Below are 25,971 nucleotides of genomic sequence, written 5' to 3'. Positions count from 1 at the left end.
CAAAGCCGGGGACCACCTTTGCGCGACAAGCGTCAGAACGGCTTGACGACGACCAAAATGACGATGGCGATCATCAGCAATGTGGGGATCTCGTTCACCATTCGCCAGTGCCTGGCAGGCTTTTCGTTGCGGTCCTCGGCGAATTTGCGCACCGCGCCGGCCAGGTAGCCATGAACGGCGGACAGCAAAAGCACCGCCCCGATTTTGGCGTGCAGCCAGCCGCCCTCGAAACCGAAGCCTTTCCAGGCGAGCCAGAGACCGAATACCCAAGTGACGATCATCGCCGGATTGACAATGCCGCGCAGCAGGCGCCGCTCCATCACCTTGAAGGTCTCCGACTGCACGGAGCCCTTCTCGGCATCGGCGTGGTAGACCAGCAGTCGCGGCAGATAGAGCATGCCGGCCATCCACGAGATGACGGCGAGGATATGGATCGCCTTGGCCCACGGATAAAAACTGTCGGGCGCCGCGAGATACAAAAGCCCGGTGAGAACGACCAGCACGGCGATGCTGATCGTCATGCGCATCATCGCCTGCCCGCTCATGTTCGCGTTCTTCATCTCGGCCATCAGCGTGTCGCGCTCCGAACTTGTCTCACCATCGCCTCGACATGGGCGATCGGCGTCTCCGGCGTGATGCCATGGCCGAGATTGAAGATCAGCGGCCCCTCTCCCAGCGCTTCCAGGATCGCTTCGACGCCGTCGGACAGTGCCTTGCCGCCTGCCACGAGCCGCAAGGGATCGAGATTGCCCTGAACCGCACCTAGGCGCTGCAAATCCTTCGCCGCCTCCAGGGGCACCGTCCAGTCGATCCCCAGACCCGTTACGCCGGTCTTCTGGCGGTAGGTCTGGTAGCGGGCGCCGGCGCCCTTGGGAAAACCAATGATCGGAACATCGGGATGAACGGCCCGAATTTGCCTGACGATCTCGGCCACCGGCTGCACGCAGAACTGTTCAAAGGAGGCGTCATCGAGCACCCCTGACCAGGAATCGAAAATCTGCACCACATCGGCGCCGGCCTCGATCTGACGGATGAGATAGGCGGCCGAATGATCGGCGAGCACTTTCAGCAATCGTTGAAAGGCCGCCGGCTCGCGGTAAGCAAAAAGCCGGGCCGGCGCCTGGTCTGGCGTGCCATGGCCGGCGATCATATAGGTCGCCACCGTCCACGGTGCCCCGCAGAAGCCGATCAAGGTCGTCTCGTCTGGCAGTCTGGCCCGCAACCGGCGAACCGTCTCGTAGACCGGTTCGAGATTCACGTGAAACATCTTGCTTTCCAGAGCCAAAATCTCCGGTGCCGTGATCGGCGTCAGCAGCGGGCCTCGCCCCTCTTCAAAGCGGACGTCGCGGCCAAGCGCATGCGGAACGACGAGAATGTCCGAGAACAGGATCGAGGCATCGAAACCAAAACGCTCGATCGGCTGCAAGGTCACCTCGACGGCAAGGTCGGGGTCATAGCAGAGATCCAGGAACGATCCGGCCCGCCTGCGCGTTTCACGATACTCCGGCAGATAGCGCCCGGCCTGACGCATCATCCAGAGCGGAGGCGGAAAGTGAGCCTTGCCCTTCAGGACGTCCAGCATGATCCGGTTCTGGGGCATCGAGCGCTCGCTTCTCCCAGCCTCTTTCTAATCAAAGATTCTTATATCTAAGATTCTTCTGATTCTAAGAGTCTGTTGGTTCTGGTGGTTGTCACCTGTCCCGCTTTGCCTCGGCAAACACCAGCCAACATATTGTCGCGTGCTTCTTTTTCCAAACTGCAGGGTTCTGGGGATAGCCGGGAATCCATCACTGGAGTCAAAGCGTTACGAGACGCCGGCAAAAGCCGGCCCTGTGGACGGACGAGAAACAAAAGAAGCCGTCCCCAAACTTGTCCCCAGCCGCCCGACGAAGCTGACAGTGCGACGAATTGTGGACAAACCGCCATCTGATACAGTCGGCTGCGACCGACCCGTCTTTTCATCCCGCTCTATCCACAGAAGCCCACAGCCCCAGGTGACCCCCTGTGAACAAACCCCAAAGCTTCTTCCATCTGCACCTGATTTCCGATGCGACCGGCGAAACGCTGCTCGCCGCCGGCCGGGCGGCTTCGGCGCAATACAAGGATGCGCGCGCCATCGAGCACATCTATCCGCTCATCCGCACCGAAAAGCAGGTGGCGAAAGTGTTCGAGGACATCGAGGAAGAGCCCGGCATCATCCTCTATACGGTCGTCGACCAGAAGCTGGCGCGCGGCATCGACGAGCGCTGCGCGACGATGGGCCTGCCCTGTGTGTCGGTGCTGGAGCCGGTGTTGACCGTGTTCCAGTCCTATCTCGGCACGCCGGCCGGCCGGCGCGTCGGCGCCCAGCATGTTCTTGACGCCGAATATTTCCGCCGCATCGACGCGCTCAATTTCACCATGGACCATGATGACGGCCAGTTGCCGCTCAATATGGACGATGCCGATGTCGTGCTGATCGGCATCTCGCGCACCTCGAAGACGCCGACCAGCATCTATCTCGCCAACCGCGGCATCAAGACCGCCAACATTCCGATCGTGCTCGGCGTGCCGGTGCCGGAAAGCCTGGTCAGTGCCAAGACACCGCTGATCGTCGGGCTGATCGCCACTGCCGAGCGCATCTCGCATGTCCGGCAAAATCGCCTCCTCGGCAACAGTAGTTCCTACGAGGCGTCAGACTATATCGACCGCGCCGCCATCAGCGAAGAACTCGCCTACGCCCGCCAGATTTGCACGCGCCATGGCTGGCCGATGATCGATGTCAGCCGCCGCTCGATAGAGGAAACGGCGGCTGCGATCGTTGCCCTGAGAGGGAAGAATAGATAGTTGGAGCCGTGCGCAACCACAGGCTTGAGATAGTGTCTGAAACGTCGCGATCCTTCGCGCCCCCCTCTGCCCTGCTGGGCATCTCCCCCTCAAGGGGGGAGATTGGCAGCTTCACGGGCCGCACCTTTTGTTCAACGTTAAAAATTGGCGAAAGCCGAACCTACATCCAATCTCCCCCCTTGAGGGGGAGATGTCCGGCAGGACAGAGGGGGGCGCTGTCCCGCCAACCTTTGGCAACCCTGTGCACTGCGGCGGTCAACGACGATCAACCGGGCGAAAGAAAATGACCGAGAAAATCATCCTCGCTTCAGGCAGTCCGTTCCGCAAGGCGATGCTGGTCAATGCCGGTGTCGACGTCGAGGCGATTCCGGCTGAAATCGACGAGCGGGCGCTCGAGGCGCCTTTGCAGGACAGCGGGGTCTCGCCCGAGGATGTCGCCCTGGTGCTGGCCGAGGCCAAGGCCACCGAAGTCAGCGAGCGCAGGCCGGGCGCCCTGGTGCTGGGCTGCGACCAGACGCTGTCGCTCGGCGACGAGGTGTTCCACAAGCCGGCTGATAGGGAAGGCGCGCGCCGTCATTTACTGGCGCTGTCTGGCAAGACCCATCAGTTGAACAGCGCCGCCGTGCTGGTCCGCGACGGCGCGGTGCTGTGGCGACATGTCGGCATCGCCTCGATGACCATGCGCAAGCTCGACCCAGCCTTCATCGGCCGCCATCTCGCCCGCGTCGGTGCCAAGGCGCTGGGAAGCGTCGGCGCCTACCAGATCGAAGGCGAAGGCATCCAGCTGTTCGACAAGATCGAGGGCGACCATTTCACCATTGTCGGCCTGCCGCTGCTGCCGCTGCTGGCCGAACTGCGCACGCTCGGAGCGATCGATGGTTGAGGCGACAAGGAAGGCCTTCGTTACCGGCCACCCGATCAAGCATTCGCGCTCGCCGAAGATCCACGGATATTGGCTGGCCAAGCATGGCATCGGCGGCAGCTATGAGGCGATCGATGTCGCGCCGGAAAGCTTTGCCGCGTTCGTGAAGACGCTGCAGGCCAACGGCTATAGCGGCGGCAACGTCACCATCCCGCATAAGGAGGCGGCTTTCGCGCTGGCCGACAACCGCGACCAGGCGGCGCAAGAGATCGGCGCCGTCAACACGCTGTGGTTCGAGGACGGCATCTTGTGGGGCGGCAACACCGATGCGCACGGCTTTGCCGCTAACCTCGACGAACATGCGCCGGGCTGGGCGAGCAACGGCCCGGCAGTCGTGCTCGGTGCCGGCGGCGCGTCCCGCGCCGTCATCCATGCACTGAAGCAGCGTGGCGTTGCCGACATCCGCATCGTCAACCGCACGCTCGGCCGGGCTATGGAATTGCGCGATCGTTTCGGCGCCGGCGTTTCGGCGCATGGCATGGCGGCGACCGGTGAACTGCTTGCCGATGCCGGGCTGCTGGTCAACACCACCGCACTCGGCATGCACGGCAATGAAGGCCTGTCCGCCGATCCCGCTTTGCTGCCCGACCACGCCATCGTCACCGACATCGTCTATGTGCCGCTGGAGACACCGCTGCTTGCGGCGTCCCGCGCGCGAAACCTCAAGACGGTCGACGGGCTCGGCATGCTGCTGCATCAGGCGGTGCCCGGCTTCGAGCGCTGGTTCGGCATCAGGCCGCAGGTCACGGCTGAACTGCGCGCGCTCATCGAAGCTGATCTGGTGCCGAAGCCATGATCGTGCTCGGCCTCACCGGCTCGATCGGCATGGGCAAGTCGACCACGGCAAAGATGTTCGCCGAGGCCGGTGTGCCGGTCCATGATTCCGACGAGGCGGTGCATCGCCTCTATGCCGGCAAGGCCGCGCCCCTGGTCGAGGCGGCCTTTCCCGGCACCACATCCGCCGGCGTGGTCGATCGGGCAAAGCTTGGCGCGCGTGTTCTCGGTGACGCCGCCGCGCTGAAGCGGCTGGAAGCGATCATCCATCCGCTGGTGCGCGCAGACGCCGATGCCTTTCTGGCGCGTCATCGTGCCGCCGGCGCGCCGATTGCCGTCCTCGACATTCCGCTGCTGTTCGAAACCGGCGGCCGCGACCGCGTCGACAAGGTCGTCGTCGTCACCGCGCCAGCCGAAATCCAGCGAGAACGCGTTCTGGCGCGGCCTGATATGACCGAGGAAAAACTGGATTCGATCCTGGCCAGGCAGGTGCCGGATGCGGAAAAACGCAAGTTGGCTGACTTCGTCGTCGATACCGGCCAGGGATTGGGCTCCGCCCGCGCGGCCGTGGCTGCCATCATTGCCGAACTCTCCGGGGATAAGGTGCACTCCTGACACCACCGCGTCAGCATACCCATTGCCATTTTGTTCCGGTCTCACGATTCTGCTCCTTTGGAGCGACTGATTCGATGCGTGAGATTATTTTCGACACCGAAACCACCGGCCTCGATTCGCGCGACGACCGCGTGATCGAGCTTGGCGGCGTCGAGCTGGTCAACCGCTTTCCGACCGGAAAGACCTTCCACCACTATATCAACCCGCAAGGACGTGCGATCCACGCCGAGGCGCAGGCCGTGCACGGCATCAGCGCCGCGGACCTCGCGGGCAAGCCGACCTTCGCTGAGATTGCGCAGGAATGGCTGGACTTCACCGAAGGCGCCAAGCTGGTCGCCCACAACGCCACCTTCGATGTCGGCTTCCTCAATGTCGAATTCGGCCGTCTCGGTCATCCCCTCATCGACAACGGTGTTGTCGTCGACACGCTGGCGCTGGCGCGCCGCAAGCATCCGATGGGCCCCAATTCGCTCGACGCGCTCTGCCGGCGCTATGGCATCGACAACACAAAGCGTACCAAGCACGGCGCCCTGCTCGATTCCGAATTGCTGGCCGAGGTCTATATCGAGCTGATCGGCGGCAAGCAGGCAGCCCTCATCCTCGACAGCGCCACCGCGCCGGCGCAAGGCCGCGAGAACGTCCGCCAGATCGAGATCATCATCAGCCAGCGCCCGGCATCCTTGCCGCTCCGCCTGACCGAAGCCGAGCGCGCCGCGCACGCCGGCATGGTCGCGACGTTGGGCGAGAAGGCGCTGTGGCTGAAGGTTGCGGCTGGCTAAGCAAGACGGGACCAATGCCGTTCGCGGCGATCCTTCACACCCCCCTCTGTCCTGCCGGACATCTCCCCCGCAAGGGGGGAGATCGGATGTCGCTTCTGCTTTCGCCAATCATTGACGTTGTAAAGTGAGCACCGATGCTGAAGCTGCCAATCTCCCCCCTTGCGGGGGAGATGTCCGGCAGGACAGAGGGGGGTGCTGTCCCTCCGACGCCTCGGTTGTCCCGCCAGCCTTCAACAAAAAACCCGGCGCGAGGCCGGGCTTTTCACAATCGGTGGCAGGCAGGCCTCAGCTCACCTTGACCTTCGACGCCGCCTGGTCCTCGGCCAGCTTCTGCTGGAACATCTGCGCGAAGTCGATCGGGTCGAGCATCAGCGGCGGGAAGCCACCATTGCGGGTTGCCTCGGCGATGATCTGGCGGGCGAACGGGAACAGGAGGCGCGGGCATTCGATGAACAGGATCGGCAGCATGTGTTCCTGAGGGAAGCCTGCGATGGCGAACACGCCGCCATAGACCAGCTCGACATTGAACAGGACTTCCTGGTCGAAGGACGCCTTGGCGTTCAGCGTCAAATTGACGTCGAACTGCTTGTCGGAGAGCGGGTTGGCGTTGACGTTGACGTTGATGGCGATGCCGGGCGCCTTGTCGCGGCCGCGCAGCGAATTCGGCGCGCCGGGGCTCTCGAAGGAAAGGTCCTTCACATACTGCGCCAGAACGTTGAGCGACGGCTGCGCCGCATTGCCGTTTCCGTTGGCTGCGCCGACCGGCGCGTCATCTTTGCTGGCCATAAGCCTTCGTCCTCTTGCCTGGGCAGCGTCGCTGACCGAATTGAAATCGGGCGTTCGCTACCATGGCAGGGATGACAAGACAAGGTTTGCCGCCTTGCTTCTCCGTTCCGGGGATAACGCCAGGGACGGCTTCAATCGTCCTTGAGCCGGCGCCAGGGCGAGTTATGGTCCGGTCCGCGCTTGAAGTCGTCTTCGCGCGAATAATCGCCATCCTCGAGGTCGATGGTCTTGTCGCGCTGCCGGCCGCGGAAACCGCCGGTCGAGAAACTGGTGGCCAGCACGACGCGGCCTTTCAACGCTCGCCAGGCGAGATCGCGGACCGGCGGCAGGAACAGCAGCAGGCCGATAATGTCCGTGATGAAGCCGGGGATGATCAACAGGATCGCCGCCAGCACGATCATGGCGCCATGCGCGAGTTGCCGGCTCGGATCGCGGCCGGCGTCCATTTCGGCGCGGATACGCGTCATGACGCCGAAACCCTGATGCCTGAGCAGCAGCGCGCCGGCAATGCTCGACGCCAGCACCAGGCCGACCGTCGCCAAAGCGCCGACCTGGCGACCGACGACGACGAAGCCGGCGATTTCCAGCAGCGGAAGCGCCAGGACAAAAAGCGGAAGGAATGAAATGCGCAAGTCTTGGCAACCTTTTAGATCGTTTTGACCGTTCGATTGTTTCGGCGGCGAGCAATCGCCGCTGGCACTGAGGCCGTTAGATAGGTATGCCTGCCTTTGATTTGAATGATTGCGCCTTGCGTTCTATATGCTTTGAATGTTGAACGCTATGCGACCGCGGCCATTGGGCCTGACGGTCCGGCCACAGGGCAGGGATTGATTGGCGGAAGATATGGGTTTCTTCGACTTCGGCACGATTTTCTTCCTGATTGCGGCGGTGGTCATCTTTTTCCAGCTGCGCAATGTGCTGGGCCGTCGCACCGGCAGCGAACGGCCGCCCTTCGATCCCTATACGGCGGCCCGCAGCGGCGACAAGGATGCCGCCCAGAAATCCGAGAACGTCGTCTCGCTGCCGCGCAAGCGTCTGCCGGGCGAGCCCGCGGGCGACACCTATGCGGCGATCGACGCCTTTGCCAAGCCCGACACCGACTTGAACAAGGGTCTGCGCTCCATCAAGGACAACGACCCGTCCTTCGAGCCGAAGAGTTTCGTCGACGGCGCCAAGATGGCCTATGAGATGATCGTCATGGCCTATGCCGACGGCGACCGCAAAACGCTGAAGAACCTGTTGTCGCGCGAGGTCTTTGACGGCTTTGTCTCTGCCATCGGCGAGCGCGAGGCCAAGGCGGAAAAGATCCAGTCGTCTTTCGTCGGGATCGACAAGGCCGACATCGTCTCGGCCGAGATGAAGGGCGGCGAGGCGCATGTCACGCTGCGCATCATCAGCGAATTGATTTCGGCGACTCGCGACAAGGCGGGCGCCGTCATCGACGGCGACCCGGAAACCGTGGCCGAGGTCAAGGACGTCTGGACCTTCGCTCGCGACACCCGCTCGCGCGATCCCAACTGGAAGCTCGTCGCCACCGAGGAAGAAGACTAGGGAACACGCGGCGAGGCTCCGGTGTCGCTAGCGCCACTCTTTGTCGGAAAATCTTTTGCCGATCTCCCGGGCTGGAACGATGACGACCATCTGGCGGCCTTCGCCGCCTTTCGCCGCTCGGCCTTTCACGTCCTGACCAAACCGTATCGCAGCGGTGCGCTCGGCATCAATTTTGATGCCTTCACCAATGCCTACGCCGAGGCTCGCACCATTTCGCCGGCGAATCGGTCGCCATTTCTGGATCGAAAGGAAGCCCGGGCTTTCTTCGAGCGCCATTTCTTGCCCATGGATATCCCCGCCCAGAACGGTGGCGCCGGCCTCGTCACCGGCTTTTACGAGCCCGTGGTCGAAGCGTCGCCGGTGCGAACGGAGCGGTTTTCGGTGCCGCTGCTGTCGCGCCCGGCCGATCTTATTGACATCGACGACAGCAACCGGCCGCTCGGATTGGATTCCTACCTAGCATTTGCCCGCCAGACCGGGGACGGATTGGTCGAATATCCTGATCGCGGCGAGATCGAGCGCGGGGCGCTTGACGGCAGGGGCCTGGAAATCGCCTGGCTGGCCGGCAAGGTCGACGCCTTCTTCATTCATGTGCAAGGCGCGGCCCGACTGAACATGACCGACGGCCGGCTTGTCCGCGTCACCTATGCCGCCAAATCCGGCCAGCGCTTCACCGGACCCGGCAAGCTATTGAGCGAACTGGGAGAAATCCCGCCGGCGGAGGTGACGATGCAGTCGATCCGCGCCTGGTTCAGGGCGCATCCGGGTCGCGTCGACGAGATCCTGTGGCGGAACCGCTCCTACATCTTCTTCCGCGAGGCCGATGTCGATGACGCTGCCCTTGGTCCGATTGCCGCTGCCAAGGTGCCGCTGACGCCGGGACGATCGATTGCCGTCGACCGCCTGCTGCACACTTTCGGCACGCCGTTCTACATCGACGCACCGTCGCTCACGGCGTTCGACGCAAGACCGTTCCGGCGCCTGATGATCGCGCAGGACACCGGTTCGGCAATCACCGGGCCCGCGCGCGGTGACCTGTTCGCCGGTTCAGGCGATGCGGCCGGCGAAATCGCCGGCGTGGTCCGCAATGCGGCGGATTTTTATGCACTGGTGCCGCGCTCGCTCGTTTCAGGGTCGAATCGATGATCCGCCGGCCGGACAAACTCAGCGAAGACGACCGCGTTCTGTGGAACCTGGTGGCGAGGACGGCCAAACCGCTAAAGGGCAGGATCGCCGTCGATATTCCCGACATCGCCAATGACGCCAGATCGACACCGCCGCAAGCTGCGCCGGCCGCTGCCAACCCGCCCGGCGTGGCAAAGCCGAAGACTCAGCATGTCGCGCATGCGCTCGACGAGCCGACGCTGGACAAGCTGTCGAAGGGCCGGCTGCCGATCGAGGGCCGCGTCGATCTGCATGGCCTGACCCAGGACGAGGCCTATTCGCTGCTGTTTTCGTTCCTGCACCGGGCGCACGCCGGCGGCATCCGCTATGTCCTGGTGATCACCGGCAAGGGATCATCCTCCGGCGGCGACGGCGTGTTGCGGCGCGCCGTGCCGGCCTGGCTGTCGACGCCTGCTTTCCGCCCGCTGGTCTCCAGCCACGACCACGCCGCCCGCAACCATGGCGGTTCGGGCGCGCTTTATATCCGACTGCGGAGGGCGCGTTCATGACCCCGTTCGGCGAGAAGCTACGGGCGCTGAGAAGCGAACGCGGCGTCAGCCAGAAGGACATGGCGGCGGCGATCGGCGTCAGTGCCGCCTATCTGTCGGCGCTCGAGCATGGCAGGCGCGGGGCGCCGACCTGGACGCTGATCCAGAAGATCATCGGCTATTTCAACGTCATCTGGGACGACGCCGAGGAGCTGGCGCGGCTGGCCGAAGCCTCGCATCCGCGCGTGAAGCTCGATACGTCCGGTCTTTCCCCCGCCGCCACCGAACTGGCCAATCTGCTGGCCGAGAACATCGAGAAGCTCGACGAAGCGGAGCTTCGCCGCATCACCGCATCGATCCGCACGGCGCTGGGTCGGCGGCCGTAGCTTCGCGATCTGCGCCGGAGGCGCACCTTGGCGATTTTCCCGCGAAAGCGTTTCGCCTGACGTAAAGAGATGCCCGCCGGCGATCCGCCAGCGGGCAACTGTCTGAGATCATTTCTTGCCGGCCGTGCCGCCATTGTTTCCCCGGCCACCTTTGTCGTGATGCTCGTGGTTACCTTTTTCGCCGCCTAGGCAGTCCGATGTGCCGATGCCGCAACAGCGGCCGCTCCACAGGTTATTGAGTTTGCTGTTGGCGCAGCCTGGAATGGTCTGATCGGCCAAAGCGGATCCGGCCAGGCCCGACACGGCGATGGCGGCGAGAAAGGTGTTGCGCAGAAAGGCAGTCATTTGAAGTCTCCATGGTTGGGTTCGGTTCACGGCTGTGTGTCGTCGGCCGGGACGGAATGGTTCACGGAGGGATGTGAAAATTTGCTCGGCGGTCTCCCCCGTGTTCGTCATCCACGGGCGGAGCGGGAGCGAAGCGGACGCGCAGACCCCTGGAGCTGCTCCGCAGCCCAAGGGACATGCCGCGAGTTACGAGCGCCGCGGCAGTGCGGAACCTTGCTCATACAGGTGGTTGGGAAGGATCGCTACGGAACAGAGCCTTTATTCTACGCGGCTTGTTCTTCATCGGCCTCACGGCATGTATCCTAGGGTCTGCGCCGCTTCGCTTCGCTCCTTGCTTCGCCCTAGGATGACGAAGCGGGGAGGCTGCGTCACGACTGTCGGCTACTGGACCGCGCCGACAAGCACCTGCTGGCCACCGCGGATCGAGACCCAGCGGCCGGTGTTGTCGATCGCCTGTCGTTTGAGGAAGCGGTAACCGGTCGCGTCCCATGGCTTGACCTTGTCGGTCAGATTATCGAGCACATAGTCGCCCATGTCGGTGCGCACCGTCAGCACCGCGTGGCCCTCGCCGTCGGGCTTGCGCACGACGGTGATCAGAAGATCGGCAAGCGAGATGCTCATACGCGAAAGCTGGCGCCGCTTCTCCAGCACGTAGTCTTCGCAATCGCCGACGCCCTTGTCAGGATAGGCCCAGACCTCGTCCTTGCCGTAAATGTCCATGTCGCTCATCGGCTTGACGGCGGCGTTGACCCTGGCGGTGACGTTGAGAAGCTTGCGCATCAGCCCGTCGGTCATCGGGGCCGGCGCGAGATCGGTCGGGTGGATCGAGCATTCGCTCGGATGCAGCTTGCAGAAATCATAGTGGCCGATCGGCTGCGAGGTGAGGCCCCCGGTCGCCATCGCTCCGGCCGCCAAAGCCGGTGCCATCCAGCATCCCGTTACTGCCAGACCGGCCGCCGCGTACACGCGCAGCCTTCGCGCCACTGATGAGGAAATCATTGTCCCCGCTCACCCTTTGTTATTAACGAAAGGTTAAGGGGGATTTACAGTCCATGTCAATTACGACGACGGTCGGATTGTCGGCATGGTTACCCGAGGGGCTGGACGGCGGCACTTGTGCAACAGAATCGCCTGCGGTTTTTGCCGGCCGAATCGCCCGAATGGTCGCCTCCAGGCCTTGTTTTATGTATGTTTTGGCCCAAAACCACTGCGACCTCGGGTCACGCCCATGGGCATGCCTTTGCGCGACATGGATTAGCTTTTGGCGGTACGAACCAGCTTCGGCTTCACCGCAACGCGGTTCTGGCGGCCATAGCTGGTGATGAAATCGACGATGCGCGGCACGATTTCGGAGCGGAAGCGCGAGCCGTTGAACACGCCGTAATGGCCGACCGCTGGCTGCATATAGTGGGCATGCCGTTCAGCGGGGATGTTGGGGCACAAATCATGCGCCGCCTTGGTCTGGCCAAGGCCGGAAATATCATCGTTCTCGCCCTCGACAGTGAACAGCGCGACATTGCGGATATCAGACGGGTCGATCCTGGTGCCGCGATGCGTCATCTCGCCCTTGGGCAAGGCCTGTCGCACGAAGACGGTGTCGACGGTCTGCAGGTAGAACTCCGCCGTCAGGTCCATGACTGCCAGATATTCGTCGTAGAAGTCGCGGTGCTTCTCGGCATTGTCGCCGTCATGCTTCACCAGGTGCATGAAGAAGTCCTTGTGGGCGATGATGTGGCGGTCGAGGTTCATGCTCATGAAGCCGGACAGCTGCAGGAAGCCCGGATAGACCTCGCGGCCGAAGGCCGGCACCGGCCAAGGCGCGGTCATTATGACATTGTCGCGGAACCAGTCGATGCCCTTTTCCTGCGCCAGCAGATTGACCGCGGTCGGATTGCGGCGGGTGTCGATCGGCCCGCCCATCAGGGTCATCGTCGACGGCACGAAGGGATCGCCCTTGGTTTCCATCAGCGCCACGGCGGCCAGCACCGGCACTGAAGGCTGGCAAACCGCCATCACATGCGTGTCGGGGCCCAGCGCATGCAGCATGTCTATGATGTGGTCGATATAATCATCGAGATCGAAACTGCCGTCGGCCAGCGGCACCATTCGGGCATCGACCCAGTCGGTGATGTGCACGTCGGCATGGGGCAGCATGGCTTCCACCGTGCCGCGCAGCAGTGTCGCATAGTGGCCCGACATCGGCGCCACGATAAGAAGCTTTGGATCGGGCTTGCGCCCGGCGGGAACGGAGCGTTCGAAGCGAACGAGATTGCAGAACGGCCGAGACCAGACCGTCTTCTCGCTAACATCGACGCTCTTCCAGTCGACCACGGTCTTGTCCAGGCCGAAGGTAGGCTTGCCGTAGCGGCGCGTGGTGCGCTCGAACAATTCGGCCGTCGCCGCGACCGAACGGCCCCAGTGCGTGTGGGAAAACGGATTGAGCGGATTGGTGTAGAGCAGGCGCACCGCATCGGCATAGAGGCGCGCCGGCTGCATGGCGGCGTGGTTCATTTCATAGAGCTGGTAGAACATCGAGAACCCCGCTGCTGCTGCGACCGAAGGAACGACGAGCAGCGCCGAGCCTTAAATGTCTCGCGGCGAAGTTAACAACTAATTGCTGCGATGCAATACGTCACGTGGCGTGACGAATGCTTCTTTGGTTCAAGGCTTTGAAAATCGGCCCTGAACGGCGCGAGCCGGCTCAGTGTGCGGCTGCGAAGACGCCGGTATCAGCGGGTCCGATCCGAGCCGGACCCGAGCCTTAATCAGACGCGCGCCATGCACACGGCGGTATGACCGGAGCCGATGAAGCCGAGTTCGCCGGCCGCACCCTTCGACAGGTCGAGCACGCGACCTCTGATGAACGGTCCGCGATCGTTGATGCGCACGATGACGCTGCGGCCGTTGTTCTTGTTGGTGACCCTGAGCTTGGTGCCGAAGGGCAAAGTGCGGTGAGCGGCGGTCATTGCCGACGGGTTCATCCGCTCTCCCGAGGCGGTCTTGGAGTGCAGGGCGTACCAAGAGGCACGGCCGCACTGTGCGGCGGCGGTTGCCGAAGACGCGCCGACCAACAGGCCAGCAACGATCGTTACCGCGACAAGCGCGGTCTGTTTCGAGTTCTTCATATTTGGGGGATGGCTCCGTTTTTCACAGACCCCAGCCGTTAGGAGCCAAATAAGGCAGGAAATGCGGCAATCATCTGTCGGTTCCGTGGCGACGGCACACGTTTGGAGTCGCTGGGTAACAGTCTGTCAGGGACTTTCCGGCGCGCGATGATCAATTCCTGATGATCTTCGTGCCGGTATCCGGGATTTGTTTGACATGATCGAGCATAGATATCCAAGTAGAAGTTGAAGCGGTCGAGCCACTTCCTTTGGCTCTTTCATCGCGGCCGTAGCGGCGTACTCGATCGACTTCAAAAGGGAGATTCGGCAATGAGACTAGCCAAAAATCTGCTGGCGTTGATTGTGCTTGCCATCGGCGCGCTGTGGGCACTGCAAGGCATCGGCGCAATCGGCGGCAGCTTCATGACCGGCCAATCGCAATGGCTCTATATCGGTCTCGTCACCGTGCTGGTCGGGCTGGTGGGGCTGGTGTGGGCGAACCGATCACGGGTGTGAGCTGCAGAACGAGCGCTGGCGATCTGTGGCGCCCCCCTCTGTCCTGCCGGACATCTCCCCCTCTAGTGGGGAGATTGCCCGTCATCACTGCTTTCGCCAATCTCCATCATCGAAAGAAGGGCAGCGAGGCCGAAGCTGCTAATCTCCCCGCTAGAGGGGGAGATGCCCGGCAGGGCAGAGGGGGGCGCGAAGGATCGCCGCTCATCTCCATCGCTGCGTTGGTGCGCTGCCCCCTCACTGCGACCAGTATTGCCAGGCCCAGTAAAAACTTTCGTCGCGCGGCGGCAGCCGGTCGCGCTCGACGTCCCAGCGCACCGGCGCCGGCGATTTCGGTTGCTGTTCAAGCGACTGTTTGTCCCTGGTCAAGGCGAGAAGCCCGTTGCGGACCTGGGCGAACAGCACGGCGGTGGAATGCGTCATCACTCTCTCCTGCTCTTCCGGTTCCGATCACTCCCGTCCCGCCCACGGGACAAGCACGCGCTCGATCCTGCGGATGGTGAATTCGAGCACGAAGGCGATGGCCGCGATCACCAATATGCCCATCACCACCACGTCGGTGACGAGGAACTGGGCGGCCGACTGGATCATGAAGCCGAGGCCGCGCGTCGCCGCGACCAGTTCGGCGGCGACCAGCGTCGACCAGCCGGCGCCGAGCGCGATGCGCAGTCCGGTCAGGATCGCGGGCAGCGCGCTGGGCAGGATGACGTGGCGGACCACCTGTCCTCGTGTCGCGCCAAGCGAGCGCGCCGCGTTGACGCGCTCCTGCGAGACGCCGCGAACGCCCGAGGCGGTCGACAGCGCGATAGGCGCCAGCATAGCAATGGCGATGACCAGGATCTTCGACGGCTCGCCAATGCCGAACCAGATGATGACCAGCGGCAGATAGGCAAGCGGCGGGACCGGCCGCAGGAATTCCAGCAGCGGATCGAAGATGCCGCGCCCAATGGTACTGATGCCGATGGCGAGACCAACCGGCACGCCGACGAGAATGGCGGCGACCAGCGCGGCAAAGACCCGACCCAGGCTGGCGACCGCATGCTGCGGCAGCGTCGCATCGACGAAGCCGTCGCGAGCGACGACGATGAACTTGTTCCATACCGCGATCGGCGAGGGCAGGAACACAGGCGACACCAGTTGCAGGCGGGCCGACAGCGCCCACAGCGCCAGCACCACAAGGATGGTCACAGCGCTGACCGCGCGCGCGGAAATGCCATTGCGCTTCGGGCTTGGCCGCGACCACGGCACCGAAAGGCCGTCGGCCTCGTCGATCTTGTGTGCCGGCCGTTCCGTGTAGGAGGAAACGGTCATGCCGCCTCTCCTTCGAAGATCGCATCGGTCAGTTCGCCTCGAGCCGCGGCAAAAGCCGGATCGGCCTTGATGGTGCGAATGGCCTCGCCAGACGCGTAGCGCCTGGAGAAACCGGGCTCGAAGCTCCGCACCACGCGGCCCGGGCCGGGCGCCAGCACGACGATGCGGGTGGCGAGCACCAGCGCTTCCTCGATGCCGTGTGTCACCATCAGCACGCCGACATCGCTTGCCGTCCACAGATCGAGCAGCGTCGTCTGCATACGTTCGCGCGTCATTGCATCGAGGGCGCCGAGCGGTTCGTCGAGCAGCAGGAATTCGGGTTCGGCGGCCAAGGCGCGCGCCAGGCCGACGCGCTGGCGCATGCCGCCGGAAAGCTCCCAGATGTGCTTGTCGCCGGCATCGGTGAGCTTCACCAGCTCAAGCAATTCATCGGCGCGGCGCGCCCGCTCGGCTGGCTTGATGCCACGCAGCCGCAGCGCGAAGGCAACGTTCTCGCGCGCGGTCAGCCACGGAAACAGCGCATCGTTCTGGAACACCACCGCCCGGTCCGAGCCTGGCGCGGTGATCGGCCTGCCGTTGATGGAGGCACGCCCACGCGCCGGCACGACCAGGCCGGCGGCGACGTTGAGCAGCGAGGTCTTGCCGCAGCCGGAGCGGCCGACAAGCACGACGAAGTCGCCCTTGGCGATATCGATCGAAACTCGTTCGACGGCAGGTGCCGGCTGGCCGTCATAGTGGATCGAGACCTTGTCCAGCGCGAGATGGGGATCGAGCACGAGATGCGGCATGGCTGCCTCGCAGATTTGAAGGAAATTCAACTGCCTCGGAACCGCTCTTCGTCGGCGGTTCCGGGGCAGGCAGCACGCGGCGTCAGGGAAGAAGATCCGCGCGCGTTCGTCTGGCGTCAGGCCCTCAGTTCGAGGCCAGCGCCTCGGTGACATATTTCGACGACACGTATTTCGAATAGTCCGGCAGCACGGCGTCGATCTTGCCTTGCTCCTTGAGGAAGGCAGACGCGGCTTCGATCGCCTTGACTGTTCCGCCGCCGAGGAATTTGTCTGAAGCCTGCTCTTCCAGCGTCGGGAAGACATAGCCCTTGAGCAACTGCGGCACCTCTTCCAGCTTGGCGCCGGTGAGCTTGGCGATCGCGGCCGCCTGTGGCGACGATACCGACCACGCATCCGGCTTGGCGAGGAATTCGGAATAGGCCGCACCCGTCACCTTGACGAAGTCGCGCACCGCTTCCGGGTTCTTTTCGGCAAAGTCGGTGCGCACGATCCAGGCGTCGAAGGTCGGCGCGCCCCAGGCCGCGACCTGCGAGGAATCCAGCACCACCTTGCCGCTGGTCTTGATCTGGCCGAGCGCCGGATCCCAGACATAGGCCGCGTCGATGTCGCCGCGCGAAAAGGCGGCGGCGATTTCGGGTGGCCGCAGGTTGAGGATCTCGACCGATTTCGGATCGACGCCCTCGTGCTTCAACGCCGCGAGCAGGCTGTAATGCGTCGTCGAGACGAAAGGCACGGCGACCTTCTTGCCGGCAAGGTCGGCGACCTTCTCGATGCCGGCGCCGTTGCGCGCCACCAGCGCCTCGGATTGCCCGATCAGGCCGACGACGAAGATGGTCTGGATCGGCAGCTCGCGGCTTGCCGCCGCCGCCAGGGGGCTCGAGCCGACATAGCCGATATCGACTGAGCCGGATGCGACCGCGGCGATGACATCGGCGCCGGAATCGAACTTGCGCCAGTCGATGGTGGCCTTGGTCGCCTTTTCATAGGCGCCGTCGGCCTGCGGCACCTTCGAGGGCTCGACCACCGTCTGGTAGCCGATGGTGATCTTGAGGTCGTCGGCAAAGGCCGGGCCGAGGAAGGCGGCACCGGCAAGTGCTGCCGACGAGAGCAGAACAATGCGTCGCGAAATGGTGGACATGAAGGGCTCCTGAAAAGAGAAAAACCGGAATGCCCCATGATAGTCAGCTAATTCTATCGTTCTTGTAGAGTTAAATCCTTCCAACCAAGGCGGGCTTGTTAGAAAAAAGCTGTCGGTGCGGGGTGGCGAAGCGGATAGGGCGGCTGCGGCGGGCAAACATCAGGCGTCGCGACAGGGCGAACCTTTTTAATGCCGGCGGGACAGCACCCCCCTCTGCCCTGCCGGACATCTCCCCCGCAAGGGGGGAGATTGGCAGCTTCGGCGCTCCGCTCCTCTTGCAACGCTGGAGATTGGCGAAAGCCGGGCTGACAGCCGATCTCCCTCCTTGCGGGGGAGATGTCCGGCAGGACAGAGGGGGGTACCGTCCCGCCGGCCTCTCAAATTCTGCGCCGCCGATCACGAACCTAAATTCCCCCATCAACCCACATCAGGCAAATCCATACCCCAAACAGGCCTCGATTTCGAAAACATGTTCCGCGAGTTCGAAGCTAAGTATAGTATTCTTATCGACATGAGAGGGTTGGATTCGGCGATGAGCGACAACCACGTCACCATGATCGTCAGCGATATGAATCGACTTTCGCCGACCACATCCGGCCCTGGAGGACCGTTTGCCATTCCGCCGCTCTCAAAGGGCATTTTTGTGCTTTCGAGGGCACAAAGTAAGGCTAAAACGGCCGCAGCGGCTTGAAAACGAAGCAAAATCAACATTTCTCGGCTTGTACATCATGTCACTAGAATTTATGTCTCATGGCAGTCTGGACGCGGCGGGGACGCGTGCCGGGCGTTGCGCAACCGACGGTTCCATGCCGTCGCATGACAGAGAAATTTTGATTTCATGCTCACCAAAAAAGGTAAGTACGGCCTCAAGGCGCTCGTCCACCTCGCGCGATTGCCGGCCGGACAGCTCGCCTTCGTCAACGACATCGCCACCGGCAACAACATCCCGAAGAAGTTTCTCGACGCCATCCTGGGCGAGCTGCGCAATGCCGGCTTCGTCCAGAGTCGCAAGGGCAAGGATGGCGGCTACCGCCTGGCGCGCCCCGCCGACGAGATCAAGGTCGGCCATGTCGTGCGCGTCCTCGATGGGCCGCTGGCGCCTATTCCTTGCGCCAGCCGCACCCAGTACCAGCGCTGTGAAGATTGCAACGAGGCGACATGCCAAGTCCGACATCTGATGCTCGAGGTCCGGCAGGCGATCGCCGAGGTGCTCGATCAGCGCAGCCTCGCCGAAATGCGCGACATCGCCCTCGACGACCTTCCGGTCGCGAGCGAAGTGGACCTGGCGGTCGGCGTGAAGGTCCAGGCCTGACACTGGCGCCGCGCATATTGCGGGCATGCTTATGACCGGGCGCGCCAACTCGATCATCGTCGTCGGCGGTGGCGCCAGTGGCGTCGTGCTGGCCGCGCATCTGCTGAAATCGCCCAATCCCGACCTGCGCGTCACGCTGATCGAAAAGCGCCCGCATTTCGGCCAGGGCATCGCCTATTCGACGCTGCTGTCGGCGCATGTGCTCAATGTCAGCGCCGCCGGCATGAGCGCCTATGCCGACGATCCCGGCAATTTCTGGCGCTGGCTGCTGGAGCGCGGCCTGGCAAGACCGGACCAGGCGCCGGTCTACGCGCCGCGCAGCATCTATGCCCGTTATCTCGGCGAGTTGCTCGACGATCTGGAAGCGCGCGAAAAGCAGAGCGGCCGCCTGCGTCTGATCCACGAGGAAAGCCTGTCGATCACGCCCACCGCTTCCGGTGTCGAGGTCGCGCTGGCCAATGGCACCAGCGTCGTTGCGCATCTGGCCGTGCTGGCCACCGGCCATGACGAGGAGCCGGCACAAGGGCATGCCATCAGGATGGGTTCGGAAGCCGATACCGCACTTGCCCCCGACAGGAGCGTCATGGTGCTTGGCACCGGCCTCAGCATGGTCGACGCGTTCCTGGGGCTGGAGCAGCGCGGACACCGCGGCGACATCATCGCGGTGTCCAGGCGCGGCCTGCTTCCCTCGCCGCATCGCAAGGGCAATCCGATCAAGCTCGACGTCGCCGACATTCCGCTCGGCACCCAATTGTCCTACTTCGTCGGCTGGTTCCGCGACCTGATCAGGGAAAACCAGAAGGCCGGGATCGACTGGCGCGACGTCGTCGACGGCCTGCGGCCGTTCAACCAGAAGATCTGGCAGAATTGGCCGGCTTCCGCCAAGCGCCGCTTTGTCGAGCATACCAAGGCCTGGTGGGACATCCATCGCCATCGCATGGCGCCCGAGGTCTATGCGCAGGTGACGCAGGCCGTGCAATCCGGCCGCATCCGCCTGGTCGCCGGCCGCGTCGTCGACATCGCCAAGAATGGCGAATTTGCCGTCCAGATCCAGTCGCGCCACAAGCAGCGCCTCGAGACATTCGAAGTCGCCCGGATCTATGATTGCTCAGGTATCGTCAGGGACATCTCGACCTCGTCGAACAGCGTCGTGCGCTCGCTGGTCGATCGCGGCCTGGCACGGCCTGACCCGCTGCGCATCGGCCTCGACGTGTCGGCCAATTGCGAGATCATCGCCGGCGACGGCAGCGTGTCCGACAAGATCCTAGCCGTCGGCCCGCTGACGCGCGGCACCTTCTTCGAGATCGACGCCATCCCGGATATCCGCGTCCAGTGTGCGAGGTTGAGCAAGCAGCTGTTGGGCTGAAATCGGCGCTGTCGCGCGACCTTGCAGCGACTTGCGCAGCGGCGATGCCAGACCGGAATTTCATTCCGCATCTGGCCGGTTGATTGGCACGATCTATCTTCTTTCCGAGAGCAAAGGGCTGGAAAAGAGGACACGCTACCGCTCTGCCCCGAGGCGGTCGCTTGGTCATGGAGCATCGATATGAGCGAGCACAAGATCGCCGCAGCCGACGCGTTGTCGCGCCTGCGTCCGCCCTATAAGTCGGTTCTCGACCTGATCGGCCAGACGCCGGTGGTCGAGCTGACCAAGTTCGACACCGGCAAATGCCGGCTGTTCATCAAACTCGAAAGCCAGAATCCCGGCGGCTCGATCAAGGACCGCATCGCGCTGTCGATGATCGCCGCCGCCGAGAGAGAGGGCAAGCTCCGGCGCGGCGGTACCATCGTCGAGGCGACCGCCGGCAATACCGGCCTCGGCCTTGCCCAGGTCGGCATCCCCAAAGGCTACCGCATCGTGCTGGTGGTGCCCGACAAGATGTCGCGCGAGAAAATCCAGCATCTGCGTGCGCTCGGCGCCGAGGTGCGCATGACGCGCTCGGATGTCGGCAAGGGGCATCCCGAATATTACCAGGACATGGCCGAGAAGATCGCGGCGGAAGTGCCCGGCGCCTTCTATGCCAACCAGTTCGCCAACCCGGCCAACCCGCTGGCGCATGAAACCACCACCGGTCCGGAGATTTTTTCGCAGCTCGATGGCGACGTCGACGCGGTGGTGGTCGGCGTCGGCTCGGGCGGCACGCTGACCGGGCTCGGCCGCTACTTCGCCGAGGTCTCGCCGAAGACCGAGATGGTGCTGGCCGATCCGGTCGGCTCTGTGCTGGCGCCGCTGATCAAGACCGGCAAGATGGAAGCGGCCGGCAGCTGGACCGTGGAAGGCATCGGCGAGGATTTCGTGCCGCCCAATGCCGATTTGTCGCTGGTCAAAAAGGCGTACTCCATTCCCGACAAGCAGAGCATGCTGGCCGTGCGCGACCTCCTGTCCAAGGAAGGCATCCTGGCCGGCTCGTCCTCAGGCACGCTGCTGTCGGCGGCCCTGCGCTATTGCCGCGAGCAGACCTCTGCCAAGCGGGTCGTCACCTTCGTCTGCGATAGCGGCAACAAATATCTGTCGAAAGTGTTCGACGATTTCTGGCTGGCCGAGCAGGGCTTGGCCGAGCACGAGCAACATGGCGATCTGCGCGACCTGGTGATGCGCTCGCACCGCACCGGCGACACTGTCTATGTCGGCCCGGACGAAAGCCTGCTCAACGCCTATGGCCGCATGCGCCGCTCCGATGTTTCGCAGCTGCCGGTGCTCGACAATGGCAAGCTCGTCGGCATCGTCGACGAAAGTGACATCCTGGCCAAGGTCGACGGCCCCTATGACGGCCGCTGGGAGCGCTTCAACGGTCCGGTGCGCACGGCGATGACCTCCAATTTGCACACGCTGCAGGCCAGCCAGACGCTGGATGCGCTGTTGCCGGTATTCGACCGCAACGAGGTCGCCATCATCTTCGACGGCGACGAGTTCATCGGCCTGATTACCCGCATCGACCTGATCAACCATCTGAGGCGCGCACGATGACCAGCAGCATATCCGGCCCATCTTCAGCGGGCCCATCTTCATCGGGCAAGAACCGCCTCGCCTTTTCGACGCGCACCATCCATGGCGGCCAGAGCCACGATCCGCTGACCGGCGCGGTGATGGTGCCGATCTATGCCACCTCGACCTATGGCCAGCAGTCGCCCGGCGTTCACAAGGGCTTCGAATATGCCCGCAGCCAGAACCCGACGCGCTTTGCCTTCGAGCGGGCCGTGGCCGATCTCGAAAGCGGCTCGGCCGCCTTCGCCTTTGCTTCGGGACTGGCGGCGATCGCCACCGTGTTGGAGCTGCTCGATTCCGGCGCCCATATCGTCGCCACCGACGACATCTATGGTGGCTCCTTCCGCCTGATGGAGCGGGTGCGCAAACGCTCGGCCAATCTGCAGGTCAGCTTCGTCGATTTCACCGACCTCGCCGCGGTGGAAGCCGCGATCCGCCCCGAAACAAGAATGCTCTGGGTCGAGACGCCGACCAACCCGCTGCTGCGCATCGTCGACCTCGAAGGTGTCGCTGCGCTAGCCAGACGCAAGGGGGTTCTCACGGTCGCCGACAACACGTTTTGCAGCCCCTATATTCAGCGGCCGCTCGAACTCGGCATCGACATCGTGGTCCACTCGACGACGAAATATCTCAACGGCCATTCCGACATGGTCGGCGGCGTCGCCGTGGTCGGCGACAACAAGGATTTGGCCACCCAGCTGAAATTCCTGCAGAACGCCATCGGTGCCATTTCAGGCCCGTTCGACAGCTTTCTGGCGCTGCGCGGCCTCAAGACGCTGGCGCTCAGGATGGAGCGTCATTCCGCCAACGGCCTCAAGATCGCGCAATGGCTGGAAGCGCGCCGCGACGTGCGCCGCGTTATCTATCCCGGCCTCGCCAGCCACCCGCAGAATGAGATCGCTGTCAGGCAGATGCATGCCTTCGGCGGCATGATTTCAGCGGTGCTCGACCGCGACCTTGCCGGCACCAAAAGGTTCCTCGAACGCACGCAGCTGTTTACGCTGGCCGAAAGCCTCGGCGGGGTGGAGAGCCTGATCGAGCACCCGGCGCTGATGACGCACGGCTCGATCCCCGCCGAGAAGCGCGACGAGATCGGCATTTCGGATTCGCTGGTGCGGCTGTCGGCGGGCATCGAGGATGGCGATGATCTGATCGCGGATCTGGATCAGGCGCTCAGGGGTTAGCGGCCTGATGTCGCGGCGAGGAAGATGCTACGGCGCAGGGTAAACTTGTTTCTGTAGCGATCCTTCACACCCCCTCTGTCCAGCCGGACATCTCCCCCTAACGTTGCAAGACGAGCGGCGACATTGAAACTGCCAATCTCCCTCCTTGCGGGGGAGATGGCCGGCAGGCCAGAGGGGGGGTGCTGTCCCGCCGACATCTGACAGGTCTCTTCGCCGCGCGACGGGCAAGATTAAACCACAGCTCGCCAATTGCCGTTGACCCCGACCCGCATCTGCCCGAAGTGTAGCGCCCCATGGCCACGCACGCTCCACCCACCGAAATACCCCTCACCTTCGCGGTGCTGGTCTTTCCCGGCTTTCCGATGATGGCGTTCAGCTCGGTCATCGAGCCGCTGCGCGCCGCCAATGTCCTGGCGAAACGGCCGTGCTATCGCTGGATCATCGTCGGCGGGACAAAAGGCCCGGTCGAGGCTTCGAATGGCGTCGTCATCCAGCCGGGCTTCTATGCCGAGGACGCGCCGAAGGTCGACCGCATCGTCGTCTGCTCGGGCGGCGATGCCGATCACCTCGTTGCCGAGGACGCCGCGAGCTGGATCCGCAAGAGCCTGCGCAACGGCGCCCATATCGGCGCGGTGGCGGATGCGGCGTTCTTCCTGGCGCGGGCCGGCCTGCTCGACGGCCATGCCTGCACCTTGCACTGGACCAGCCAGGCCGCCTTCACCGAGGCGTTTCCCAACATCGAGCTCAGGCGCGACCTCTATGTCATCGACCGCAAGCGTTTTACGTCGGCCGGCGGCGTCGGCAGCCTCGACATGATGCTGGAGATCATCACCCGCGACTACGGCGCCGAGCTTGCCGCTGGTGTCGCCGAATGGTTCGTGCACAGCCAGCTGCGCTCCAGCATCGACCGCAAGATGATGCCGCTGCGGCTGCGCACAGGCGTGCAGAACGAACTGGTGCTGTCGGCCATCGCCATCATGGAGGATGCGGTCGAAGAGCGGCTCGGCATGGCCGAGCTGACCGCGAAGCTCGGCGTCTCCTCCGACAAGCTCGAGCGCAGCTTTCGCTCCGAACTCGCCATTTCGCCCAATGGCTACTACCGGCGCTTGCGGCTGAAGCGCGCCGCCGACCTCCTGGCGCACTCGACGCTCGCCGTACGCGACGTGGCGCTGGCCTGCGGCTTTGCCTCGATGTCGAGCTTTGCCCGGGCTTTCCGCGAGGAGCATGGGCATCCGCCGAAATTGGCGAGGAGGCATTAGGGGTGGCGCTTTATGAGGGTAGACCCCCTCATCCGGCCCTTCGGGCCACCTTCTCCCCGCTGGGGAGAAGAGACTGGCGCCGACGCTGCAAGTCTCCTCTCCCCTCGGGGAGAGGTCAGCCGAGCGAAGCGGAGGCTGGGTGAGGGGGCAACGCCATACGTTGCAGGCTCCTGCGGCATCCCGCACAACACCTGCGGTTTTCCGCACAATCCCCTTGCCCCTCTTGCCTCATGGTCTACCCTCGCAACCAGCCAAGGCCGTACCCCCATGAGCATCGTCGTATTCGACCCCGACAGCACCGAGGACGTGGACTTCAAGGACCGCATGCGCCACCCGGCGGCGGCCGATCCGGCGGGCGGCATGTGGCTGTCGGACACCGAGCCGTCCTTCATCGACGCCGATGCTTTGCGAAAAGGCCGGCTGGCAAAACTGCGCGGCTGGATGCGCGAGGCCGGCTATGGCGGCGTGGTGTTGTTCGACCCCTACAACCAGCGCTACGCCACCGGCTCGCGCAACATGTTCGGCTATTTCTTGCGCAACTCGACGCGCTATTTCTTTATCCCCACCGACGGGCCGATCGTGCTGTTCGAATACCCGCAGAGCTACCATGTCTCGATGGTGCTCGACACGATCGACGAGGCGCGCCCTTCCAAGCTCGTGTGGTCGTCGGTGTCGGGCCGCGACGACGAGACCGCCGGCCCGTTCGCCGACGAGATTGCCGAGCTCCTGAGGCAGCATGGCGGCGGCTCGATGAAGCTCGGCCTCGACCGCTGCAGCCATCTGCAGGCGCTGGCCCTGGAAAAGCGCGGCTGCGAGGTCCGCGATTGCCAGGGCGAAATCCTGGCGGTGCGCGCCGTCAAGACGCCTGAGGAAGTCAAATGCCTGCAGGTGTCGATGGCCGGTGCCGAGGCCGCCGTCTATGCGGTGCGCGAGGCGATCAAGCCCGGCGTTTCCGAAAACGATTTGTTCGCCATCATGTATGGCGAGGTCATCCGCCAGGGCGGCGAGTTCATCGAGACCCGGCTGCTCACCTCCGGCCAGCGCACCAATCCGTGGTTCAACGAGGCCAGCGGCCGCAAGATCCGGCCCGGCGAGTTGCTGGCGCTCGATACCGACACGATCGGCTGCTACGGCTATTATTCCGATTTTTCCCGCACCTTCCGCTGCGGGCCGGGCAAGCCGACGCCCTACCAGAAGTCGCTCTACCGCATGGCGCACGACCAGGTTCAGCACAACATTTCGATCGTCAAACCCGGCATGGCGTTCCGCGAAATCGCCGAGAAAGCCTGGAAGATCCCGGACCGTTTCGTCGACCAGCGCTACACCTCGGTCATGCACGGCGTCGGCATGCATGGCGAAACACCGTTCATCGCGCATGCCATGGACTACGAAACCTATGGCCGCGACGGCCATATCGTGCCAGGCATGGTGGTGAGCGTGGAAAGCTACATCGGCGAGAAGGGCGGCCGCGAGGGCGTCAAGTTGGAGGATGAGATCCTGATCACCGACACCGGTACAGAGCTTCTGTCGCGCTTCCCGTATGAGGACGAGTTTCTGGAGACGCAGGTTTGATACGGGCAGCCGATGAGCGCCTCGTTACCTGGCGCCCCCCTCTGTCCTGCCGGACATCTCCCCCTCAAGGGGGGAGATTGGCAGCGGCGCCTACGGCGCTTTTTCCTGGAGCGTTGGTGATTGGCGATGGCATTCGCGACGGCCGATCTCCCCCCTTGAGGGGGAGAT

29 protein-coding genes are annotated in these 25,971 nt (G+C 63.6%); 17 read left to right on the top strand and 12 right to left on the bottom strand.

Going from position 1 to position 25,971, the window contains the following annotated elements; all coding sequences use genetic code 11:
* Nucleotides 1-32: 32 nt before the first annotated feature.
* Both hemJ and hemE read right to left on the bottom strand, forming a co-directional pair.
* Complete coding sequence (gene hemJ, locus NKH57_RS25960) at nt 33-569, bottom strand: protoporphyrinogen oxidase HemJ (protein ID WP_352948503.1); 537 nt, start codon at nt 567-569, stop codon at nt 33-35.
* Complete coding sequence (gene hemE / locus NKH57_RS25955; RefSeq protein WP_352948500.1) at nt 569-1,600, bottom strand: uroporphyrinogen decarboxylase; 1,032 nt, start codon at nt 1,598-1,600, stop codon at nt 569-571. Before hemE ends, hemJ begins: the two co-directional genes overlap by 1 nt.
* A gap of 404 nt (nt 1,601-2,004) precedes the next feature.
* Between hemE and NKH57_RS25950 the strand changes: the two genes are divergently transcribed.
* From NKH57_RS25950 to dnaQ, 5 genes are all read left to right on the top strand, one after another.
* Complete coding sequence (locus NKH57_RS25950; protein ID WP_352948497.1) at nt 2,005-2,826, top strand: pyruvate, water dikinase regulatory protein; 822 nt, start codon at nt 2,005-2,007, stop codon at nt 2,824-2,826.
* A 283-nt stretch (nt 2,827-3,109) separates the two neighbouring features.
* Nucleotides 3,110-3,709, top strand: coding sequence for a Maf-like protein (locus tag NKH57_RS25945; RefSeq protein WP_352733993.1), 600 nt, complete (start codon nt 3,110-3,112; stop codon nt 3,707-3,709).
* Nucleotides 3,702-4,544, top strand: coding sequence for a shikimate dehydrogenase (locus tag NKH57_RS25940; protein WP_352733991.1), 843 nt, complete (start codon nt 3,702-3,704; stop codon nt 4,542-4,544). Before NKH57_RS25945 ends, NKH57_RS25940 begins: the two co-directional genes overlap by 8 nt.
* Nucleotides 4,541-5,137, top strand: coding sequence for a dephospho-CoA kinase (coaE, locus tag NKH57_RS25935; RefSeq protein ID WP_352733989.1), 597 nt, complete (start codon nt 4,541-4,543; stop codon nt 5,135-5,137). The genes NKH57_RS25940 and coaE overlap by 4 nt, the downstream gene beginning before the upstream one ends.
* 74 nt (nt 5,138-5,211) lie before the next feature.
* Complete coding sequence (gene dnaQ / locus NKH57_RS25930; RefSeq protein WP_023763024.1) at nt 5,212-5,916, top strand: DNA polymerase III subunit epsilon; 705 nt, start codon at nt 5,212-5,214, stop codon at nt 5,914-5,916.
* A 285-nt stretch (nt 5,917-6,201) separates the two neighbouring features.
* On the opposite strand, the gene secB is transcribed toward dnaQ, so the two are convergent.
* Complete coding sequence (gene secB / locus NKH57_RS25925) at nt 6,202-6,702, bottom strand: protein-export chaperone SecB (RefSeq protein ID WP_023763101.1); 501 nt, start codon at nt 6,700-6,702, stop codon at nt 6,202-6,204.
* Nucleotides 6,703-6,833: 131 nt separating this feature from the next.
* Complete coding sequence (locus tag NKH57_RS25920; protein WP_023763100.1) at nt 6,834-7,334, bottom strand: FxsA family protein; 501 nt, start codon at nt 7,332-7,334, stop codon at nt 6,834-6,836.
* Between the two features lie 211 nt (nt 7,335-7,545).
* On the opposite strand from NKH57_RS25920, the gene NKH57_RS25915 reads away from it, so the two are divergent.
* Genes NKH57_RS25915 through NKH57_RS25900 form a run of 4 tightly spaced genes read left to right on the top strand, consistent with a single transcriptional unit; the run spans nt 7,546 to nt 10,291 of the window.
* Nucleotides 7,546-8,253: a Tim44/TimA family putative adaptor protein gene (locus tag NKH57_RS25915; RefSeq protein WP_023763099.1), complete on the top strand. Its 708-nt coding sequence runs from the start codon at nt 7,546-7,548 to the stop codon at nt 8,251-8,253.
* A 21-nt stretch (nt 8,254-8,274) separates the two neighbouring features.
* Nucleotides 8,275-9,399 carry a murein transglycosylase A gene (gene mltA, locus NKH57_RS25910; RefSeq protein ID WP_352948491.1) on the top strand — a complete coding sequence of 375 codons (1,125 nt, stop codon included), beginning with the start codon at nt 8,275-8,277 and terminating at the stop codon, nt 9,397-9,399.
* Nucleotides 9,396-9,926 (top strand): Smr/MutS family protein, encoded by a 531-nt coding sequence (locus NKH57_RS25905; protein ID WP_352948488.1) that lies wholly within the window; start codon nt 9,396-9,398, stop codon nt 9,924-9,926. The genes mltA and NKH57_RS25905 overlap by 4 nt, the downstream gene beginning before the upstream one ends.
* Nucleotides 9,923-10,291 (top strand): helix-turn-helix domain-containing protein, encoded by a 369-nt coding sequence (locus NKH57_RS25900; protein WP_352948485.1) that lies wholly within the window; start codon nt 9,923-9,925, stop codon nt 10,289-10,291. The genes NKH57_RS25905 and NKH57_RS25900 overlap by 4 nt, the downstream gene beginning before the upstream one ends.
* 108 nt (nt 10,292-10,399) lie before the next feature.
* Here NKH57_RS25900 and NKH57_RS25895 read toward each other — a convergent pair whose 3' ends face one another.
* From NKH57_RS25895 to NKH57_RS25880, 4 genes are all read right to left on the bottom strand, one after another.
* Nucleotides 10,400-10,636 (bottom strand): hypothetical protein, encoded by a 237-nt coding sequence (locus NKH57_RS25895; protein ID WP_023763095.1) that lies wholly within the window; start codon nt 10,634-10,636, stop codon nt 10,400-10,402.
* A 381-nt stretch (nt 10,637-11,017) separates the two neighbouring features.
* Nucleotides 11,018-11,635, bottom strand: coding sequence for a transglutaminase-like cysteine peptidase (locus NKH57_RS25890; protein ID WP_031261456.1), 618 nt, complete (start codon nt 11,633-11,635; stop codon nt 11,018-11,020).
* A 255-nt stretch (nt 11,636-11,890) separates the two neighbouring features.
* Complete coding sequence (locus tag NKH57_RS25885; RefSeq protein ID WP_352948481.1) at nt 11,891-13,168, bottom strand: polyhydroxyalkanoate depolymerase; 1,278 nt, start codon at nt 13,166-13,168, stop codon at nt 11,891-11,893.
* A 233-nt stretch (nt 13,169-13,401) separates the two neighbouring features.
* Nucleotides 13,402-13,761, bottom strand: a complete 360-nt coding sequence (locus NKH57_RS25880) for a septal ring lytic transglycosylase RlpA family protein (protein ID WP_352733979.1) — start codon at nt 13,759-13,761, stop codon at nt 13,402-13,404.
* Nucleotides 13,762-14,070: 309 nt separating this feature from the next.
* On the opposite strand from NKH57_RS25880, the gene NKH57_RS25875 reads away from it, so the two are divergent.
* Nucleotides 14,071-14,256 carry a hypothetical protein gene (locus NKH57_RS25875; protein WP_352948478.1) on the top strand — a complete coding sequence of 62 codons (186 nt, stop codon included), beginning with the start codon at nt 14,071-14,073 and terminating at the stop codon, nt 14,254-14,256.
* Nucleotides 14,257-14,490: 234 nt separating this feature from the next.
* Here the strand turns inward: NKH57_RS25875 and NKH57_RS25870 are convergent, their stop codons facing one another.
* From NKH57_RS25870 to tauA, 4 genes are all read right to left on the bottom strand, one after another.
* Nucleotides 14,491-14,676 (bottom strand): hypothetical protein, encoded by a 186-nt coding sequence (locus NKH57_RS25870; protein ID WP_352948476.1) that lies wholly within the window; start codon nt 14,674-14,676, stop codon nt 14,491-14,493.
* 27 nt (nt 14,677-14,703) lie between these two features.
* Nucleotides 14,704-15,564, bottom strand: coding sequence for an ABC transporter permease subunit (locus tag NKH57_RS25865; RefSeq protein ID WP_352948473.1), 861 nt, complete (start codon nt 15,562-15,564; stop codon nt 14,704-14,706).
* Nucleotides 15,561-16,352, bottom strand: coding sequence for a taurine ABC transporter ATP-binding protein (locus NKH57_RS25860; protein WP_352948471.1), 792 nt, complete (start codon nt 16,350-16,352; stop codon nt 15,561-15,563). Before NKH57_RS25860 ends, NKH57_RS25865 begins: the two co-directional genes overlap by 4 nt.
* Nucleotides 16,353-16,476: 124 nt before the next feature.
* Nucleotides 16,477-17,490: a taurine ABC transporter substrate-binding protein gene (tauA, locus tag NKH57_RS25855; RefSeq protein WP_352948468.1), complete on the bottom strand. Its 1,014-nt coding sequence runs from the start codon at nt 17,488-17,490 to the stop codon at nt 16,477-16,479.
* Between the two features lie 469 nt (nt 17,491-17,959).
* On the opposite strand from tauA, the gene NKH57_RS25850 reads away from it, so the two are divergent.
* The 7 genes from NKH57_RS25850 to NKH57_RS25820 all read left to right on the top strand — a co-directional run bounded on the left by NKH57_RS25850 (nt 17,960) and on the right by NKH57_RS25820 (nt 25,803).
* Complete coding sequence (locus tag NKH57_RS25850; RefSeq protein WP_352948466.1) at nt 17,960-18,181, top strand: hypothetical protein; 222 nt, start codon at nt 17,960-17,962, stop codon at nt 18,179-18,181.
* A gap of 147 nt (nt 18,182-18,328) precedes the next feature.
* Nucleotides 18,329-18,802: an RrF2 family transcriptional regulator gene (locus tag NKH57_RS25845; RefSeq protein WP_023763085.1), complete on the top strand. Its 474-nt coding sequence runs from the start codon at nt 18,329-18,331 to the stop codon at nt 18,800-18,802.
* Nucleotides 18,803-18,833: 31 nt separating this feature from the next.
* Entirely contained in the window at nt 18,834-20,168 is a 1,335-nt protein-coding gene (locus tag NKH57_RS25840; RefSeq protein ID WP_352948522.1) for an FAD/NAD(P)-binding protein, read from the top strand.
* Between the two features lie 180 nt (nt 20,169-20,348).
* A complete protein-coding gene (locus NKH57_RS25835; protein WP_352605904.1) occupies nt 20,349-21,770 on the top strand; it encodes a pyridoxal-phosphate dependent enzyme in 1,422 nt (473 codons plus the stop codon).
* Entirely contained in the window at nt 21,767-22,972 is a 1,206-nt protein-coding gene (locus NKH57_RS25830) for a trans-sulfuration enzyme family protein (RefSeq protein ID WP_352948463.1), read from the top strand. The genes NKH57_RS25835 and NKH57_RS25830 overlap by 4 nt, the downstream gene beginning before the upstream one ends.
* Before the next feature lie 293 nt (nt 22,973-23,265).
* Complete coding sequence (locus NKH57_RS25825; protein WP_352948460.1) at nt 23,266-24,231, top strand: GlxA family transcriptional regulator; 966 nt, start codon at nt 23,266-23,268, stop codon at nt 24,229-24,231.
* 267 nt (nt 24,232-24,498) lie between these two features.
* On the top strand, nt 24,499-25,803 hold the full coding sequence (locus NKH57_RS25820) for a M24 family metallopeptidase (RefSeq protein ID WP_352733961.1): 1,305 nt from the start codon (nt 24,499-24,501) through the stop codon (nt 25,801-25,803).
* The last annotated feature ends 168 nt before the right edge of the window (nt 25,804-25,971 follow it).

This window comes from Mesorhizobium sp. M1050 (genome assembly GCF_040318715.1).
Classification (GTDB): domain Bacteria; phylum Pseudomonadota; class Alphaproteobacteria; order Rhizobiales; family Rhizobiaceae; genus Mesorhizobium.
This window is presented reverse-complemented; position numbering and strand designations above follow the sequence as displayed.

Bases quoted from the DNA above. Each gene is read 5' to 3' on its own strand.
- NKH57_RS25885 (WP_352948481.1), bottom strand. From the start codon at position 13,168: ATGTTCTACCAGCTCTATGAAATGAACCACGCCGCCATGCAGCCGGCG.
- NKH57_RS25825 (WP_352948460.1), top strand. From the start codon at position 23,266: ATGGCCACGCACGCTCCACCCACCGAAATACCCCTCACCTTCGCGGTG.
- coaE (WP_352733989.1), top strand. From the start codon at position 4,541: ATGATCGTGCTCGGCCTCACCGGCTCGATCGGCATGGGCAAGTCGACC.
- NKH57_RS25945 (WP_352733993.1), top strand. From the start codon at position 3,110: ATGACCGAGAAAATCATCCTCGCTTCAGGCAGTCCGTTCCGCAAGGCG.
- secB (WP_023763101.1), bottom strand. From the start codon at position 6,702: ATGGCCAGCAAAGATGACGCGCCGGTCGGCGCAGCCAACGGAAACGGC.
- NKH57_RS25940 (WP_352733991.1), top strand. From the start codon at position 3,702: ATGGTTGAGGCGACAAGGAAGGCCTTCGTTACCGGCCACCCGATCAAG.
- NKH57_RS25860 (WP_352948471.1), bottom strand. From the start codon at position 16,352: ATGCCGCATCTCGTGCTCGATCCCCATCTCGCGCTGGACAAGGTCTCG.
- NKH57_RS25835 (WP_352605904.1), top strand. From the start codon at position 20,349: ATGAGCGAGCACAAGATCGCCGCAGCCGACGCGTTGTCGCGCCTGCGT.
- NKH57_RS25895 (WP_023763095.1), bottom strand. From the start codon at position 10,636: ATGACTGCCTTTCTGCGCAACACCTTTCTCGCCGCCATCGCCGTGTCG.
- NKH57_RS25865 (WP_352948473.1), bottom strand. From the start codon at position 15,564: ATGACCGTTTCCTCCTACACGGAACGGCCGGCACACAAGATCGACGAG.
- tauA (WP_352948468.1), bottom strand. From the start codon at position 17,490: ATGTCCACCATTTCGCGACGCATTGTTCTGCTCTCGTCGGCAGCACTT.
- NKH57_RS25820 (WP_352733961.1), top strand. From the start codon at position 24,499: ATGAGCATCGTCGTATTCGACCCCGACAGCACCGAGGACGTGGACTTC.
- NKH57_RS25905 (WP_352948488.1), top strand. From the start codon at position 9,396: ATGATCCGCCGGCCGGACAAACTCAGCGAAGACGACCGCGTTCTGTGG.
- NKH57_RS25840 (WP_352948522.1), top strand. From the start codon at position 18,834: ATGACCGGGCGCGCCAACTCGATCATCGTCGTCGGCGGTGGCGCCAGT.
- NKH57_RS25900 (WP_352948485.1), top strand. From the start codon at position 9,923: ATGACCCCGTTCGGCGAGAAGCTACGGGCGCTGAGAAGCGAACGCGGC.
- hemE (WP_352948500.1), bottom strand. From the start codon at position 1,600: ATGCCCCAGAACCGGATCATGCTGGACGTCCTGAAGGGCAAGGCTCAC.
- NKH57_RS25850 (WP_352948466.1), top strand. From the start codon at position 17,960: ATGTTCCGCGAGTTCGAAGCTAAGTATAGTATTCTTATCGACATGAGA.
- NKH57_RS25915 (WP_023763099.1), top strand. From the start codon at position 7,546: ATGGGTTTCTTCGACTTCGGCACGATTTTCTTCCTGATTGCGGCGGTG.
- NKH57_RS25870 (WP_352948476.1), bottom strand. From the start codon at position 14,676: ATGACGCATTCCACCGCCGTGCTGTTCGCCCAGGTCCGCAACGGGCTT.
- dnaQ (WP_023763024.1), top strand. From the start codon at position 5,212: ATGCGTGAGATTATTTTCGACACCGAAACCACCGGCCTCGATTCGCGC.
- hemJ (WP_352948503.1), bottom strand. From the start codon at position 569: ATGGCCGAGATGAAGAACGCGAACATGAGCGGGCAGGCGATGATGCGC.
- NKH57_RS25845 (WP_023763085.1), top strand. From the start codon at position 18,329: ATGCTCACCAAAAAAGGTAAGTACGGCCTCAAGGCGCTCGTCCACCTC.
- NKH57_RS25890 (WP_031261456.1), bottom strand. From the start codon at position 11,635: ATGATTTCCTCATCAGTGGCGCGAAGGCTGCGCGTGTACGCGGCGGCC.
- NKH57_RS25875 (WP_352948478.1), top strand. From the start codon at position 14,071: ATGAGACTAGCCAAAAATCTGCTGGCGTTGATTGTGCTTGCCATCGGC.
- NKH57_RS25830 (WP_352948463.1), top strand. From the start codon at position 21,767: ATGACCAGCAGCATATCCGGCCCATCTTCAGCGGGCCCATCTTCATCG.
- NKH57_RS25880 (WP_352733979.1), bottom strand. From the start codon at position 13,761: ATGAAGAACTCGAAACAGACCGCGCTTGTCGCGGTAACGATCGTTGCT.